This window comes from Limnohabitans sp. Jir61 (genome assembly GCF_003063545.1).
Classification (GTDB): domain Bacteria; phylum Pseudomonadota; class Gammaproteobacteria; order Burkholderiales; family Burkholderiaceae_C; genus Limnohabitans.
In genome coordinates, this window is sequence record NZ_NESD01000002.1 from 257,775 (window position 1) to 272,610 (window position 14,836).

Genomic DNA, 14,836 nt, shown 5'->3' on the forward strand with positions numbered 1-14,836 from the left:
CCATGCTGATCGACTTCTTCTACACCCTGCGCGCGGCCAAAGTGCCTGTGTCGGTGCGCGAGTACCTCACACTGCTCGAAGCGCTGCAGGCCAATGTGGTGGGCCCAGCCTCTGACGCATGCAGCATGGATGATTTCTATCACCTATCTCGTACTGTGCTGGTCAAAGACGAAAAGCACTTCGACAAGTTTGACCGTGCGTTTGGTGCGTACTTCAAAGGCGTGGAGATGTTGACCGACTTCACCAAAGAAGTGCCGCTCGACTGGCTAGAGAAGATTCTTCAAAAAGAACTCACACCTGAACAAAAAGCCGCCATCGAAAAAATGGGCTGGGACGAGTTGATGGAGACGTTGAAGAAACGCCTCGAAGAACAAAAAGAACGCCATGAGGGTGGCAACAAGTGGATTGGCACAGGTGGCACCTCACCCTTTGGCAATGGTGGCTACAACCCGCAAGGCATTCGCATTGGCGGCAAAGGCGGCAACCGCAGCGCGGTAAAGGTGTGGGACCAACGTGCCTACCGAGACTACGACGACACGCAAGAGCTAGGCACACGCAACATCAAAGTGGCGCTGCGCCGCTTGCGTCGCTTTGCACGCGAGGGCTCGGCTGAAGAGCTGGACCTTGACGGCACCATTCACAAGACAGCTGCCAATGCAGGCTTCTTAGACATCTTGATGCGCCCCGAGCGCCACAACAACGTGAAGGTGTTGTTGCTCATGGATGTGGGCGGCACGATGGACGACCACATTGCCCGCGTGGAAGAACTGTTCAGCGCGGCCAAAGCCGAGTTCAAGCACTTGGAGTTTTATTACTTCCACAACTGCGTCTACGACTTCATGTGGCGCAACAACAAGCGCCGCTATGCCGAGAAGTTTGAGACTTGGGACATCATTCGCAAGTACAACAAAGACTACAAACTCATCTTCATTGGCGACGCCACCATGAGCCCGTATGAAATTGTGCAGCCCGGTGGCAGCGTGGAATACAACAACGAAGAGGCCGGTGCCGAGTGGCTGCAACGCTTGCTACACGCCTTCCCTAAGTTTGCATGGATAAACCCTGAGCCACAAGGCGTGTGGGAATACCGCCAAAGCATTGCCATCATTCAGCAAATCATGAGCAACCGCATGTTCCCGCTCACGCTCAAAGGCCTAGAAGAAGCGATGCGAATGTTGAGCAAGTAGTTTTACAACCGGAGACAACGATGACAACAGACGATCAAATTCTTGATGACACACCACCTGAATCACGCCTACCTAAACTATTTATTCCGCAACTTCTGCCGTTCTACGATGCGGTCGAACCTCTGTCTTGGTTATTGATTCGGCTCACCGTAGGTTTGATGCTGCTGCCCCATGGCATCCCAAAATTCATGGCCGGCGTGGAATCCACTGCAGCATCTGCCCTGACAAAACGCGGCATCGAAGCGGCAGAGCCTTTAGCCGTTGTGTTAATTTTTCTTGAAACAATAGGTGGCTTGTGCGTGGCCTTAGGCTTGGGTACGCGATTATTTGCTGCCGCGATCACTGTGGAAATGATGGTCATCAGCTACCACTACCTTCCCAAGTTTGGATGGACTGGCCCTGGCTATGAATACCCACTCATGTGGGGATTGATCATGTTTGCGATCGCCTTGCGCGGTGGTGGACCTTATTCGTTAGATCGCCGATTAGGAAAAGAGCTTTAACCTGCCTTTTGGCCCTGATCAAGGGCGCCTAAAATACATGTGCTGCCGCCGTAGTTCAATGGATAGAACGACTCCCTCCTAAGGTGTAGATACAGGTTCGATTCCTGTCGGAGGCACCACTTATGACTTGATATGCTGCGCCAACGCAGCAAGGCTTTGTTCCATCGTCTGCATCCCCACTGCGCGGCCTGTTTGTATGACTGAATGCAGCTGAGCCACTTTACCTTCCCGAATCAGGTTGCGCACTGCAGGTGTGCCCACCATCACCTCATAAGCGGCCACACGATCCTCGCCATCTTTGCGCTTGCACAGCACTTGTGAGATCACCGCATTGAGCGATTCAGACAACATGCTGCGCACCATCTCTTTCTCTTCACTAGGAAACACATCCACGATGCGGTCTATGGATTTGGCGGCACTCGAGGTATGCAAGGTCCCCAGCACCAAGTGACCTGTTTCAGCTGCTGTCATGGCCAAACGAATGGTTTCAAGGTCGCGCAGTTCACCCACCAAAATCACGTCGGGGTCTTCACGCAATGCGGCGCGCAAAGCATTGGCAAAGCTGTGGGTATGTGCTCCCACCTCACGCTGTTGAATCAAACATTGGTGCGACGTGTGCACAAATTCAATCGGATCCTCAATGGTGATGATGTGCTTAGGCTCAGATTGATTGAGGGAATGGACCATAGCCGCCAACGTGGTGGATTTACCAGAGCCTGTGGGCCCTGTGACCAACACCAAACCACGGGTTCGCTGTACAAGCTCAGAAAAAACAGCTGGTGCTTGCAATGATTGCAAACTGGGAATGCAATGAGGAATGACACGAAACACGGCAGACATCCCGCGTGCTTGCTGAAATACATTGACTCGAAAGCGCGAAAGACCCTCGATCTCTAATGAGAAGTCACATTCCAATGTGTTTTTGAAATGCGATTGCTGCGTCGATGACATGATGCTCATCATGGCTAAGTGAATCTCGTCACGACTCAAAGGATCGACCGAAATCGGTGTGAGATCACCGTTGAGTCGCAGCATGGCAGATGTACCAGAGGACAAATGCAAGTCAGATGCACGACGTTCGACGCATTGTTGCAACAAGTTTTGTATGTTCATGCGAGTCTTTCTAGCCCAGTACAGCAACGCATTTGTAACTAAACAGGATTCATTTTTAAACCCTTTATCTCAGAACACAGCCAATCAGGGAATTTACTAACCATCGTTTTGAAAAAAGCACGCCACTCAGCCGCAAAAACACTAGTCAAAGCTGGCACAATGCACCCGTTTTAACAAGGAACTTCTCATGAACAAAACTGAATTGATCGAAGCAGTGGCAGCACACACCGAATTGACTAAGGCCGATGCTGGCCGCGCTGTCAATGCCATCCTCGACGTCATCACACACGCTGTTGCCAAAAAAGACGACGTGCAATTGATCGGCTTCGGCACTTTCAAAGCTGCTGCTCGCGCTGCTCGCACAGGTAAGAACCCACGTACTGGCGAAGCCTTGAAAATCGCAGCTGCTGTGGTGCCTCGCTTCACTGCCGGCGCAGCGTTCAAAGCTGCTGTGAACACCAAGAAGAAGTAATTCTTCGCGTTCACGCACAAAAGCGGCATCGGGCAACCGAGCCGCTTTTTTATTTTTTCTAAATAGATTGAGACACGAGCATGTTCACACACATCTTCTTGGGTGCCAAAGACATTGAAGCATCACGCAAGTTTTATGACGCAGCACTCGGTGCATTGGGCCATGCCGCAGGCGCAGGTGGTGGCACACGTTATGTGTACCGCACCCCTACGGGCACCTTTGGTATCAACACCCCTATCAATGGCGAACCAGCTACGTTTGGTAACGGCAGCACCTTAGGTTTTGCAGCCAAGTCGCCAGCCGAAGTGGACGCATTTCATGCAGCAGGCGTGGCCAACGGCGGCGTCACTTGCGAAGACCCACCGGGCCCACGCACCAATCCAGCGTTTAGCTACTACATCGCTTACTTGCGTGACCCAGCGGGCAACAAGATTTGTGCGATGTGCCGCACCGCTGCATAAGTTGCATGAAGCAGCCGCATCAAGCCTGACGCATCTCTCGTAGCTCTGCGTTGGCATGGCGCAAGCGGTCAGCAATGGCCAAGGCCACCGCGCGCATCACACTGATGCTCATCACAGGGTCGCCTGCGGCCACGATCGCAAAGGCTTTGCGGTCGATAGCAATCAGTTCTGTTTCGCGCGTGGCATAAATATCGGCCGAGTGAGCGCGGCCATCTAAGAACGACATCTCGCCAAAGAACTGACCACGACTGAACGTCGTGAGATGAATGTTTTTACCATTGGCCAATGGCAAACTCACCTTGACTTCGCCTCGACTGATGAGCATCAACTCATGACCGCCTGAGTCGGCACTGAACACCAAGTCGCCCTCTTGATACACATGGTGTTGCGCACAACGCTCAAGTGCTTCAATCTCTTGCGCATTCAAACCGTGGAAGAGTTCAAACTTGCCCAAAGGAATGCCTTCTTTCGACACATGGGCATGACCTGCCAGCATCAAAGTTTGATCTTCAATCCATTCCAGCGCTTCATCAAACTCGTCAAATATTTTGGCGGTGCTGTCTGACAACAAACCAATGTGATTCACATAGGTGCGCAGATCGCGCCCACTGGGCAAACGCTCTGGCACACGCGTGAGCACGAGCTTGGCATGGCGCTCCGCCAGCATGTTGCGAATGCGCTCAATCATGTGGCCTGCCGTCATGTCCATCGACTGCACGCGCATGAAGTCAAGCACCACAAACTTGGCGTTATTGAGCTCAGGCTCAATCGCGGTGTAAAGCTGATCGGTGGTGCCAAAGAACAAACTGCCTTGCAATTCAAAAATCACGGTGTGGCTACCGGTCTCAGTCAACACATCGCGCTCGCGTTGACCGCGCACGCGTGAAGAGAACATGGTGTTGCCAAACGATTTCCGTCGAATCGTGGTGGTGTGAATTTGCTCACGCAAGAACAGCATGATGGCCATGGCTACGCCCACACCCGAGGCAGCTATCAAGCTCACGGTATTGGCCACGATGACCACAATCAAGATGACCGCAAAGTCGAGCATCGTGTCTTTGGCTTTGAGCAGTTGTAGCGAATGCCAGTCGATCATCTTGAAACCAATGACGATCAACAATGCAGCCAAGGCAGCCACGGGCACCCATGCGATGAGCGAGGTCAATAGCAAAATTGCCAACAGCGACCAAACGCCTTGAAACACGCCAGACAAATACGTGGTTCCACCGCTGGCCTTGTTGACCAAGGTTGCACCCATGGTGCCCGCACCGGGTGCGCCACCGATGAGTGACGAAGCCAAATTGCCCAAGCCTTGACCAATGAGTTCTTTGTTGGAATCGTGGCGCGAGCCTGTCATGGCATCCAGCACCACACAGGTCTTGAGCGTGTCGATCGACAGCAACACGGCAAGGGTGATGGCTGGGAATGCAATTTGTGTCCAACTCGGGAAACCTGACTCACTCAAGCTACGGAAGGGGTCCAGCAGTGATTCAAAGAAACCTTCACCGCCCACAGCCAATGGGCCAATGATGAATGGGTTGTCATGCAAGTTGCGCAACTCAGGCCATGCGCTGAAGGCCAGCAACCAATACGAGACCATGCCCCCCATCAAACCCACAATCACCGCAGGCACCTTGGTAGAGATGCGCGGCGCGATCAACATAAACGCCGCAGTCACAGCGCCCACAATGAGGCTAGGCGTTTGCCACAACTCCATCGCATGCAAGCCTTGCCACCAGTTCATGCCTTTGGGCAACGCCATCCACTTGGGCAACTGACTCATGATGATGATGAGGCCCACACCGCTGAGGTAGCCACTCACCACCGGAAACGGCATGTACTTGATGAGCTCACCAATGCGCAACAAGCCAAACGAAATTTGCACCAAGCTGCTGACAAACGCGACCAAGAACAAGGTCAGCACCACAGCGCCTACGCCTGTGCCCTGCTGGGTCATTTGAATGGTGAGCGCCGACAGCACCGCAGCGGCGGGTGCACAGGGGGCTGAGATAAGGCGCTGCGTGCCACCGAACGTGGCCGCAATCAAACCCAACGCAGTCACGCCTAGCATGCCTGCCAATGCGCCCTTGGCACCAAAGTCGGCACCAAGTGGCGAGAAGATCGTCACGCCAAATGCGATGGCTGAAGGCAATGCAACCAACATGGCGGCGAAACCGCCCCAGATGTCACCTGAAAGATTTTTAGGGGAGGAAATAACGTGTGTATTCATAGAAATAGGTTACCACTTAGATAAATAAGAAAAAAATACTCACGTGTAAATCGCATAGGCGACTCCAACTTTTGCACATTGCGCTTTTAATCCAATTCCTTACTAAGGAGACACACGTGAAACTTCAACGCTTTACTCGACAGATTCAAACCATCGCGCTCATGATGGGAATGACCATGAGCAGCTTGGCAATCGCTCAAGCACCTGCTGCCCCTCCCGCATCCGCCATTCCTCCAACATGGGCACAAGGTCGTACACCCGATCAAGTCGCACTCAATTTGGTGCCGCATCCACCCGGCATGACGGCGTTGCCTGTGTCAGACATCCCCACAGACAAACTCAAAGTACCTGCGGGCTTCAAGGTAGAGCTGTGGGCGTCAGGTATGCCCAACGCGCGCTCGATGGTTCAATCACCCAACGGTACATTGTTTGTCGGCACGCGTTTCCCTGGCAACGTATACGCCGTGGTCGAAAAAGATGGCAAGCGTGAAGTGAAGACGATCGCTAAAGGCCTGCACCGTCCCAATGGTGTGGTGTTCAAAGATGGCGCCTTGTATGTGGCCGAGTTGTCTCGCATCATTCGCTACGACAACATCGAAGCCAACTTGGACAACCCACCTGCACCTGTGGTCGTGTTTGACGCACTGCCCAAGGACGAAGCACACGGCTGGAAGTTCATGAAGCTGAGCCCCGATGGCAACTACTTGTATTTCCAAATCGGCACACCGGCCAACATCACTGTGCAACCCGTGACGCATGCCGTCATCGTGCGCTTGAACCTCAAGACCAACATCTTGGAAACTGTGGCTCAAGGCGTTCGTAACAGCGTGGGCATGGACTTTCACCCTGTGACCAAAGAACTCTGGTTCACCAACAACGGCCGTGACTGGGTGAATGACGATTTACCGAACGACACACTCCACCGCATCACCGCCAAGCGCATGAACTTTGGCTATCCCTTCTGCCATCAAGGCGACTTGCTTGACCTCGACTACGGCAAAGGTCGCTCATGTGATGAGTTTGACAAACCTGTCTTGAAAATTGGCCCGCACGTGGCTGCATTGGGTATGCGCTTTTACACTGGCAAGCAATTCCCTGCTGAGTTCAAACACAACATCTTCATCGCTGAACACGGCTCTTGGAACCGCACCAAGAAAACAGGCTTCGATGTGGTGCGCGTGGCCCTGGATGCCAAAGGCAACGTGACCAAGAAAGAAGTGTTTGTCTCTGGCTGGATTCAAGGCGACGACTTCTGGGGCCGCCCCGCTGACGTACACGTCATGAAGGACGGTTCGATGCTCGTGTCTGACGACGTGGCTGGCGCAATTTTCCGCATCTCACACAGCAAGTAATGTCTATGCAAACTTCAAAGGCCATTTCATCAATGGCCTTTTTTTTCATACTGCTGTCCACTGACATCGCATGGGCTGCGCCCGATGCAATCGCTGGAAAAGACAAAGCACAAGTCTGTGCGGCGTGTCATGGCGACAAAGGTGTTTCCTCAATCACTGGTACACCCCACTTGGCAGCACAACCGCAGCTGTCGATCTTTTATCAACTGCTGCAGTTTCGAGACCAACGCCGCAAAGGTGGTGGCATGGAAGCCATTGCCGCCACATTGAGCGAACAAGACATGCGCGATATTGCAGCGCACTACGCTTCACAACCCGCCCCACCACCGCACACCGGTGGGGATGCAGAAAAAATCGCACGTGGCCAACAAATTGCGCAACAGCAATACTGCTCGTCATGCCACGGTGCACAACTGCAAGGTCAAAAACATGTGCCTCGCTTGTCAGGCCAGTCATCTGAATACTTCGTCACACAGCTGCGCAACTTACGCTCTGGCGCCCGCGCCGACATGGACGGCACGATGGCGAGCGCTGCACGCAGCTTGACCGATGAAGAAATAGAAGCCATGGCCGTGTACGCGCGCAGCCTGCCTTGAAAGACACACAGATGGAACGTTTTCGACAACTCAGCTACGAAGAGCTTGCACCTGAAGTGCGGCCCTTGGCAGACGATATTTTGAAAGTTTCTAGTGCTGCATTGGGCGGGCCCTATAACGCTTTGCTGCGAAGCCCCGACATGGCACGTCGTTGTTTTGATTTCTTAGACTACCTACGTTTTCGCACTTCGGTGAGCAAGCGCTTGAATGAGTTTGCCATCCTGATTCAAGCGCGCATTGCCAATGCGCAATACGAATGGTGGGCACATGACCCCATTGCACAGCGTGCCGGTTTGTCCACACACATCATCGAGCAACTGCGTGAATGCAAACGACCAATCGGCATGCAGGACGATGAAGCACTGGTTTATGACTTTTGCATTCAACTCAGCCTCAACCATCGTGTGCCTGATGATCTCTGGCACAAAGCCGTGGCAGAAATGGGGGAACAAGCGGTGGTCGACCTCACCGTGCTGTCTGGCACCTATGTGATGGTGTCGATGCTGCTCAATGCCACCCAAGTGGGTATCCCTGAAGGCGGTCAAGAGCCACTCGAAGTAATCTCACCGCTAGACATTCGCCAACGCTTGCTGAGCGAATGACATTCAACCGCAGGAGCTTGACATGATTTCTCGTCGTCACATCGCTATAGCTATCAGCCTACTCTTAGCGGCTAGCTGTAGCTTCGCACAAAGCAACACCGTTCGTTTGGTTGTCCCATTTTCGACCGGCGGTCCGACAGACATCGCGGCGCGGGTGATTGCACCGTTGCTTTCAGAAGCCATGGGTAAAACCGTGATCGTCGATAACCGCGTAGGCGCCACAGGTGCGATTGGCGCTGATTTTGTGGCGCGTTCGCCCGCTGACGGCACCACCATTTTGTTTGGCACCAGCAGCATCATGGCTGCCAACCCTGCGCTGATGCAAAAGCTACCCTATGACCCAGTGCGTGACTTTGCTGCAGTCAGCACCGTGGCCACCATTGAAAACATCATGGTGGTCCATCCGTCCGTACCTGCCAACAACGTGCAAGAGTTCATTCGCTACGCCAAAGACAATCCCGGCAAATTGTTTTATGGCTCTTCTGGCACAGGTAGCACCTATCACTTAGGTTCAGAAATGTTTGCCAACATGACGAAGACACAGCTAGGCCATGTGCCCTACAAAGGCCAAGGCCCTGCTGCACAAGACTTGTTGGCAGGCCATATCCAGCTCATGTTTGATGCATTCAACTCTGCGGTACCCAACATCAAAGCTGGCCGCGTCAAAGCACTCGGCATTGCCAGCGCCAAACGCCATCCCGACTTGCCAGACCTGCCCACCATCAGCGAGCAAGGCGTGTCAGGCTATGTCACCACCATCTGGCTGGCTTTTTTTGTGCCAGCCAAAACACCCACACCCATTGTCGACAAAATGAACCAAGACCTGCGTACCATCATGCAACGCCCTGATGTCAAAGAGCGCTTCAACAAACTAGGTCTGCAAGCCGTGAGCTCCTCCACTCAAGAACTCGACAGTTTGCTGAAACAAGAGTTGGCGCAATGGTCACGCGTGGTGCGAGACGCCAACATCAAACCCGAATAACCGGAGAACGCCTTGAAAAAAATCGCTGCCTTACTGATGCTTATCCTCGCTGCCACTGGCGGGTTTGCTGCAGACACAGACTACCCCACCAAGCCCGTCAATATCGTTGTGGCATATGCACCCGGCGGACAAGGCGATGTATTTGCACGCTTGGTAAGCGAAAAGCTTTCCACCGTCTATAAACAACCTGTGGTGGTCGATAACAAACCTGGTGTCTCAGGCACAGTGGGCACACGCATCGCAGCCAAATCCAAGAACGATGGTTACACCTTGTTATTGGGACAAACAGGTGAGATCACGGTGAACCGATTGCTCATCAAAGACATGGGTTATGACCCCATGAAAGAACTCGTGCCTGTTGTCTTGATTGGCAATGCGCCATTGGTGATGCTTGCCCCTGCAGATGCTCCCTACAACACCGTGAATGAATTCATTCAAATGGCTCGCGCCAAACCTGGCGACTTCAGCTACGGCTCTGTGGGTGCCGGTACACCTGGCCATTTGTCGGCTGTGGCCCTAGCCCTTGGCGCCAAACTCAATATGGTGCATGTGCCCTACAAAGGCGTTGGTCCTTTGTTGTCTGATTTGATGGCAGGCCGCTTGCAAGCCTTCTTCAGCAGTGCTTCTGCTGCGATGCCACAAATCAAAGGTGGAAAACTCAAAGCCTTAGGTGTCACCACACCACAGCGCATGAACTCCTTGCCACAAGTCCCCACAATTGCTGAAGCGGGCTTGCCCGGTTTCAGCTACACCTTGTGGGGTGGTTTATTTGCGCCAGCTGGCACACCTACTGCTGTGATTGACAGCTTGAACCGCGAAGTCAATGCCATACTGGCGATGCCCGACATCCGTGCAAGACTCGAATCAGACAACGTGGCTGTGCCAAAAAACACACCCGCTGAATTTGCAGACTATGTCAAAGCTGAATCAGTGAAATTTGAAAAACTCATCAAAGAAGCAAACGTGAAAGTTGACCAGTGATATGAAGATTGTTGTTTTACCCGGTGACGGCATTGGCCCAGAGACCATGGCAGTCACGGTAGATGTACTGCGTGCAGCCTCAGAAAAATTTGGTTTCAATTTAGATTTATTGCATGACATCGCAGGTCACGAGAGCTTAAAAATACATGGCGCCACAGTGACGCCAGCTTTGCTTGATAAAGTAAAAAACGCCGATGGTTTAATGCTTGGCCCCATGGCCACCTACGACTTCAAAGATGAAGCCAAAGGAGAAATTAATCCTTCAAAGTTTTTTAGAAAAAGCCTCGACCTCTTTGCCAACATTCGCCCCTCACGGACTTATATGGGCGTCAAAACCATCACTTCACCATTTGATTTGGTGGTGGTACGTGAAAACACAGAAGGTTTTTATGCAGACCGCAACGTGGAGTCTGGCAACAGTGAGATCTTGGTTACTCCTGATGTTGCCATCTCACTGCGTCGCATCACACGTGAGTGCTGTGAGCGCATTGCACGCAGCGCATTTGAAGTGGCAATGCAACGACGCAAACATTTGACATTGGTCCACAAACACAATGTACTCAAGATCACCGACGGCATATTTTTGGATGCTTGCCGCCGCGTTGCCTTAGAGTTTCCACAAGTCACTGTAGATGACTTCATCGTCGACGCCATGATGGCTCATGTGGTTCGCGCCCCTGATCGGTTTGACGTCATCGTGACCACCAATATGTTTGGCGACATCTTGTCTGACCTCACTGCAGAACTTTCGGGTAGCTTAGGTCTCGGCGGCTCACTCAATGCCGGTTTGCACCATGCCATGGGACAAGCGGCACATGGGTCTGCACCAGACATTGCAGGCCAAGACATTGCCAATCCGTTTTCGCTCATCACCTCGGCAGCCATGCTGCTGAGCTGGCATGCACAGCGCAGCGGTCAGCAGTCATACCTGCACGCCTCAAGCGCCATTGAAAACGCCATCACGGCATGCATTGCCGTTGGTGAATCAACCCGCGACATCGGCGGGAAGCTGGGCACACAAGCAACGGGTCAAGCCGTGGTGAAGCGCCTGCAACACCCATGATACTTATGGGTGGATGCGACACGCATGTACACGTCATCGGTGACGTACAGGCGTATCCGATGGTGGATGAACGGCAATACACACCGGGGCCTGCATCTGTGCCTGAACTGCAAGCCCACCTGCAACACCAAGGACTAACGCGCACGGTCATCATCCAGCCAAGCGTGTATGGGACCGACAACCAATGCATGCTCGATGCCTTGCAGGCCATGCAGGGACAAGCCCGAGGTGTAGCGGTGCTCGACACAGACACACCCATGGCAGCTATGCAAACCATGGATGCACAAGGCGTTCGGGGCATTCGACTGAACCTAGAAAGCTCGGGCGCGCACGATGTTGCTTTGAACGCAGCCATATTGCGCGAGACCTTGCAGACTTGGGCACCAAGGTTGGCTGACTTGGGTTGGCACATCCAAGTCTATGCACCGTTGGCCGTGACCGTGGCATGTGCTGCGTGCATCAATCAGTTGGCGGTGCCTGTGGTGCTGGATCACTTTGCACTGTGGGCTGACTCAAGTTGCACATCTCCTGAATCCACAGCCTTGTTGCACTTGCTAGAACAGGGCAAGATTTACATCAAACTCTCTGCCAGCTACCGTTCGCCCATCCAAGATGCGCAGACTTTGCTGGCCCTGAGCCAACGCTTGCTGGCCACACGCCCCGATCGTTTGCTATGGGCCAGCGACTGGCCACACACAAACCGAGAACCAGGCAAAGGACCACATGAGGTGAGTCGGTACCGAGCTATCACGGCCAATGCGCTTGTGCATGAGCGCATGCAATGGCTACCCAACACAGAAGTACAGCAACGAGTGTTGGTTGACAACCCGAACCAGCTTTACCAATTCTGAAGCATTGATTTAACTCAAACACCATGCCACGCCTTGGGTGTCTAATGAAGCTTCACTTAGGAGAAATACATGACAGCAAACGTTGGCGGCATTGACCGCGTTCTGCGCATCGTCGCAGGCTTGGTACTCATGGCATTGGCAGCCGCCAATGTGGTGGGACTGTGGGGCTACATCGTGGGTGGCATCGTGATGGCCACAGGTGTGTTCCGCTTTTGCGGTGCGTACACCTTGTTGGGTTTGAACACATGCCCACTCAAAGTGGTGGAAGAAGAGCCTGCTATGTAAACAGCCCTCGCTTCACACCAGCCTCAGCGCTTTCAAGCGGCTGAGGCTTTTTTACGTGCCAACCAGAGCAAACCTGCACCAGTGATGAGCACAGGCACCAACGAGCCCCAATTGAGCCACGCCCACCCTCGTGTGGTCACTAACGCGCCTGACGCAAACGAAGTGAAGGCCATGGTAGAAAACACGCAAAAGTTGATGGCGGCTTGGGCACGGTTTTTCTCTTGAGGCGTGTAGGCCTGCATCGACAAGGTGGTGCTGCCTGTGAACAAAAAGTTCCAGCCCACACCCAGCATGAAAAGTGCGAACAAAAACTGGTGCAAGTCCACACCCGACAAAGCCACGGCAATGCAGCCAATATTCAGTAAGACGCCCACGCCCATGATGGTCAACACACCAAACCGTTTGATGAGGTGGCCCGTCACAAAGCCGGGCGCAAACATGCCGATCACGTGCCACTGCAACACCCAAGCTGTGTCTTCAAATGGGAACCCGCACACCTGCATGGCCAGTGGCGTGGCGGCCATCAACAAGTTCATCACGCCATAACCCAAGGCAGCAGCCAAGGCCGCAATGAAGAACACAGGCTGACGCATGATTTCGCCCAAGGGACGGCCACCTGCCTCATCGGCTTTGACCACGGGTGCGGGTGGGAATTCAATCTTGCTCATCACCGCCATAGACAACACAGCCACCACCATCAAGGCCACATAGGCACCGGCGAACGGCATGCCAAATAAGCTCTTGGTTTGAATCGCCAAGTTGGGGCCAATGATCGCGCCAATCAAACCGCCGGCCATCACCAACGACACCGCTTTCTCGCGGTAGTCAGGCTTGCACAGCTCAGCCGCCGCAAAGCGATACAACTGGCCATTGGCGCTGTAATAGCCCGCTACCACTGTGGCCGTGACCAACAACCAGAAGGATTGCGACAGCACGGCAAACGCGCCCAAGGCTGCGGACAACAAAGCCACCAACAGCCCTAACTGAAACGAGCCCTTGCGCCCAAAACGCTGCTGCGATTTGGCCACCAAGCCGGTGCTGAATGCGCCACCCACCACATAGCCCATGACAGGCAATGTGGCCATCCATGCGACAGGTGCCAAGCTCAAACCCACCAGACCATTGATGGCAATGAAGGTGACGTTGTTGGTCAGGAACAAGCCCTGCGCGATAGACAACAAAACTAGATGACGGTTCATACAAGACCTAAAAAATCAAAGTGAGCAATCCAGCCGAAATGGCCAAACCATGCACCACAGCAGCAGCGATGGTCAAAACAATGGCAAAGGCCAAACGTGCGGGTTGGTCTGCATTTTTAAGCAAAAGCACAAAAGCCCAAACCGATAAGGGCATTGACACCAAACCCCACAACGCAGGCTCGGGGTGAATAAAAAGCCACACACCTGCCGCAAGCCACGCATGCGCAAGCAAGGCAATGAGCAAATACAGCCAAGCGCCGCGGCGTGTACCCAAACGTACCACCAGCGTGCGCTTGCCCACTTGCGCATCTGCTACCGCATCTGGAAAACCATTGATGACCAAGATGTTGCCCACCAACAGCGCAAAGCTCAGCGCCACGGCTACAGGAATCACAAAGAACTGGCCACGTTGCACATAGTCAGCGCCCACCACCACCAAGCCCCACGTCAACGCCACCGTGGCCTCGCCCAAACCACGCTTCATCAAAGCAAGCGGCGGCGCTGAGTAGCCCCATCCCAGCAACATGCCTGCCAACCCCAACACCACCAAACCTCCGCCCGTCTTCACCGCCAGCAAAGCCCCGCAAGGAATCAGAAACACAAACAGAGCCTTAGCCAAGTCGTGCGTGTCTTGCACGCTGACATGGCCGTTTTGAATCAGACGTGCACCACCGGTGAAGGGAAACAGGCCTTGCGTGTTGGCATCATCTGCGCCGTTGAGGGCATCGTGATAATCATTGATCACATTGGCGGCGGCGTGCATCAACAAGGCCAACACCAAGGTGGCCAGCGCCGTCCACATGTTGGGGCTGTGCCCACATGCGGCAGCCACCAAAGTGCCCAACACACACGCCACGGCCGTGATGACCAAAAAGCCGGGACGCGTCATCTGCACCAGCGTGCGCCAGTGCAAAGCAGTCGAAGGTGGAGATGTCATAGGCAATAGAAAAGTCAAAAAG

The 14,836-nt window shown here is 53.6% G+C and carries 16 protein-coding genes and 1 tRNA gene; 13 read left to right on the plus strand and 4 right to left on the minus strand.

The genetic code is table 11. The annotated features are described in order from the left end of the window. The first annotated feature begins 2 nt into the window (after positions 1-2). The 3 genes from B9Z35_RS07575 to B9Z35_RS07585 all read left to right on the plus strand — a co-directional run bounded on the left by B9Z35_RS07575 (position 3) and on the right by B9Z35_RS07585 (position 1,809). Positions 3-1,187, plus strand: coding sequence for a VWA domain-containing protein (locus tag B9Z35_RS07575; protein WP_108283097.1), 1,185 nt, complete (start codon positions 3-5; stop codon positions 1,185-1,187). Positions 1,188-1,207: 20 nt separating this feature from the next. Then, positions 1,208-1,690 (plus strand): DoxX family protein, encoded by a 483-nt coding sequence (locus B9Z35_RS07580; RefSeq protein ID WP_108283098.1) that lies wholly within the window; start codon positions 1,208-1,210, stop codon positions 1,688-1,690. Positions 1,691-1,734: 44 nt separating this feature from the next. Then, a tRNA-Arg gene (locus B9Z35_RS07585) sits at positions 1,735-1,809 on the plus strand. Position 1,810: 1 nt separating this feature from the next. Here B9Z35_RS07585 and B9Z35_RS07590 read toward each other — a convergent pair. Beyond that, positions 1,811-2,803: a type IV pilus twitching motility protein PilT gene (locus B9Z35_RS07590; RefSeq protein ID WP_108283099.1), complete on the minus strand. Its 993-nt coding sequence runs from the start codon at positions 2,801-2,803 to the stop codon at positions 1,811-1,813. A gap of 187 nt (positions 2,804-2,990) precedes the next feature. Here B9Z35_RS07590 and B9Z35_RS07595 point away from each other — a divergent pair, with 187 nt between their 5' ends. Together B9Z35_RS07595 and B9Z35_RS07600 are read left to right on the plus strand one after the other, a co-directional pair. Beyond that, positions 2,991-3,275, plus strand: coding sequence for an HU family DNA-binding protein (locus B9Z35_RS07595; protein WP_108283100.1), 285 nt, complete (start codon positions 2,991-2,993; stop codon positions 3,273-3,275). 80 nt (positions 3,276-3,355) lie between these two features. Continuing rightward, positions 3,356-3,736 carry a VOC family protein gene (locus B9Z35_RS07600; RefSeq protein ID WP_108283101.1) on the plus strand — a complete coding sequence of 127 codons (381 nt, stop codon included), beginning with the start codon at positions 3,356-3,358 and terminating at the stop codon, positions 3,734-3,736. A 19-nt stretch (positions 3,737-3,755) separates the two neighbouring features. Here the strand turns inward: B9Z35_RS07600 and B9Z35_RS07605 are convergent, their stop codons facing one another. Then, positions 3,756-5,966: an SLC26A/SulP transporter family protein gene (locus B9Z35_RS07605; RefSeq protein ID WP_108283102.1), complete on the minus strand. Its 2,211-nt coding sequence runs from the start codon at positions 5,964-5,966 to the stop codon at positions 3,756-3,758. 116 nt (positions 5,967-6,082) lie between these two features. On the opposite strand from B9Z35_RS07605, the gene B9Z35_RS07610 reads away from it, so the two are divergent. The 8 genes from B9Z35_RS07610 to B9Z35_RS07645 all read left to right on the plus strand — a co-directional run bounded on the left by B9Z35_RS07610 (position 6,083) and on the right by B9Z35_RS07645 (position 12,678). Beyond that, positions 6,083-7,318: a sorbosone dehydrogenase family protein gene (locus tag B9Z35_RS07610; protein ID WP_233246511.1), complete on the plus strand. Its 1,236-nt coding sequence runs from the start codon at positions 6,083-6,085 to the stop codon at positions 7,316-7,318. 32 nt (positions 7,319-7,350) lie between these two features. After that, positions 7,351-7,914: a cytochrome c gene (locus tag B9Z35_RS07615; protein ID WP_158268128.1), complete on the plus strand. Its 564-nt coding sequence runs from the start codon at positions 7,351-7,353 to the stop codon at positions 7,912-7,914. Between the two features lie 11 nt (positions 7,915-7,925). Beyond that, a complete protein-coding gene (locus B9Z35_RS07620) occupies positions 7,926-8,516 on the plus strand; it encodes a carboxymuconolactone decarboxylase family protein (protein ID WP_108283104.1) in 591 nt (196 codons plus the stop codon). A gap of 22 nt (positions 8,517-8,538) precedes the next feature. Continuing rightward, positions 8,539-9,498: a tripartite tricarboxylate transporter substrate binding protein gene (locus tag B9Z35_RS07625; RefSeq protein WP_108283105.1), complete on the plus strand. Its 960-nt coding sequence runs from the start codon at positions 8,539-8,541 to the stop codon at positions 9,496-9,498. Between the two features lie 12 nt (positions 9,499-9,510). Beyond that, positions 9,511-10,479 carry a tripartite tricarboxylate transporter substrate binding protein gene (locus B9Z35_RS07630; protein WP_146178967.1) on the plus strand — a complete coding sequence of 323 codons (969 nt, stop codon included), beginning with the start codon at positions 9,511-9,513 and terminating at the stop codon, positions 10,477-10,479. 1 nt (position 10,480) lies between these two features. Beyond that, on the plus strand, positions 10,481-11,542 hold the full coding sequence (locus tag B9Z35_RS07635) for an isocitrate/isopropylmalate dehydrogenase family protein (protein WP_108283107.1): 1,062 nt from the start codon (positions 10,481-10,483) through the stop codon (positions 11,540-11,542). 5 nt (positions 11,543-11,547) lie between these two features. After that, complete coding sequence (locus tag B9Z35_RS07640) at positions 11,548-12,393, plus strand: amidohydrolase (RefSeq protein ID WP_233246512.1); 846 nt, start codon at positions 11,548-11,550, stop codon at positions 12,391-12,393. 69 nt (positions 12,394-12,462) lie between these two features. After that, positions 12,463-12,678 carry a DUF2892 domain-containing protein gene (locus tag B9Z35_RS07645; protein WP_108283108.1) on the plus strand — a complete coding sequence of 72 codons (216 nt, stop codon included), beginning with the start codon at positions 12,463-12,465 and terminating at the stop codon, positions 12,676-12,678. A gap of 32 nt (positions 12,679-12,710) precedes the next feature. Here B9Z35_RS07645 and B9Z35_RS07650 read toward each other — a convergent pair whose 3' ends face one another. Continuing rightward, complete coding sequence (locus tag B9Z35_RS07650; RefSeq protein ID WP_108283109.1) at positions 12,711-13,877, minus strand: MFS transporter; 1,167 nt, start codon at positions 13,875-13,877, stop codon at positions 12,711-12,713. Positions 13,878-13,884: 7 nt separating this feature from the next. Then, complete coding sequence (locus B9Z35_RS07655; RefSeq protein ID WP_199219790.1) at positions 13,885-14,814, minus strand: prenyltransferase; 930 nt, start codon at positions 14,812-14,814, stop codon at positions 13,885-13,887. Positions 14,815-14,836: the final 22 nt, after the last annotated feature.

Coding starts and splice junctions, on each gene's coding strand:
- B9Z35_RS07645 (WP_108283108.1), top strand. CDS start 12,463: ATGACAGCAAACGTTGGCGGCATTGACCGCGTTCTGCGCATCGTCGCA.
- B9Z35_RS07635 (WP_108283107.1), top strand. CDS start 10,481: ATGAAGATTGTTGTTTTACCCGGTGACGGCATTGGCCCAGAGACCATG.
- B9Z35_RS07655 (WP_199219790.1), bottom strand. CDS start 14,814: ATGACATCTCCACCTTCGACTGCTTTGCACTGGCGCACGCTGGTGCAG.
- B9Z35_RS07575 (WP_108283097.1), top strand. CDS start 3: ATGCTGATCGACTTCTTCTACACCCTGCGCGCGGCCAAAGTGCCTGTG.
- B9Z35_RS07580 (WP_108283098.1), top strand. CDS start 1,208: ATGACAACAGACGATCAAATTCTTGATGACACACCACCTGAATCACGC.
- B9Z35_RS07620 (WP_108283104.1), top strand. CDS start 7,926: ATGGAACGTTTTCGACAACTCAGCTACGAAGAGCTTGCACCTGAAGTG.
- B9Z35_RS07650 (WP_108283109.1), bottom strand. CDS start 13,877: ATGAACCGTCATCTAGTTTTGTTGTCTATCGCGCAGGGCTTGTTCCTG.
- B9Z35_RS07590 (WP_108283099.1), bottom strand. CDS start 2,803: ATGAACATACAAAACTTGTTGCAACAATGCGTCGAACGTCGTGCATCT.
- B9Z35_RS07625 (WP_108283105.1), top strand. CDS start 8,539: ATGATTTCTCGTCGTCACATCGCTATAGCTATCAGCCTACTCTTAGCG.
- B9Z35_RS07605 (WP_108283102.1), bottom strand. CDS start 5,966: ATGAATACACACGTTATTTCCTCCCCTAAAAATCTTTCAGGTGACATC.
- B9Z35_RS07615 (WP_158268128.1), top strand. CDS start 7,351: ATGGCCTTTTTTTTCATACTGCTGTCCACTGACATCGCATGGGCTGCG.
- B9Z35_RS07600 (WP_108283101.1), top strand. CDS start 3,356: ATGTTCACACACATCTTCTTGGGTGCCAAAGACATTGAAGCATCACGC.
- B9Z35_RS07640 (WP_233246512.1), top strand. CDS start 11,548: ATGGGTGGATGCGACACGCATGTACACGTCATCGGTGACGTACAGGCG.
- B9Z35_RS07595 (WP_108283100.1), top strand. CDS start 2,991: ATGAACAAAACTGAATTGATCGAAGCAGTGGCAGCACACACCGAATTG.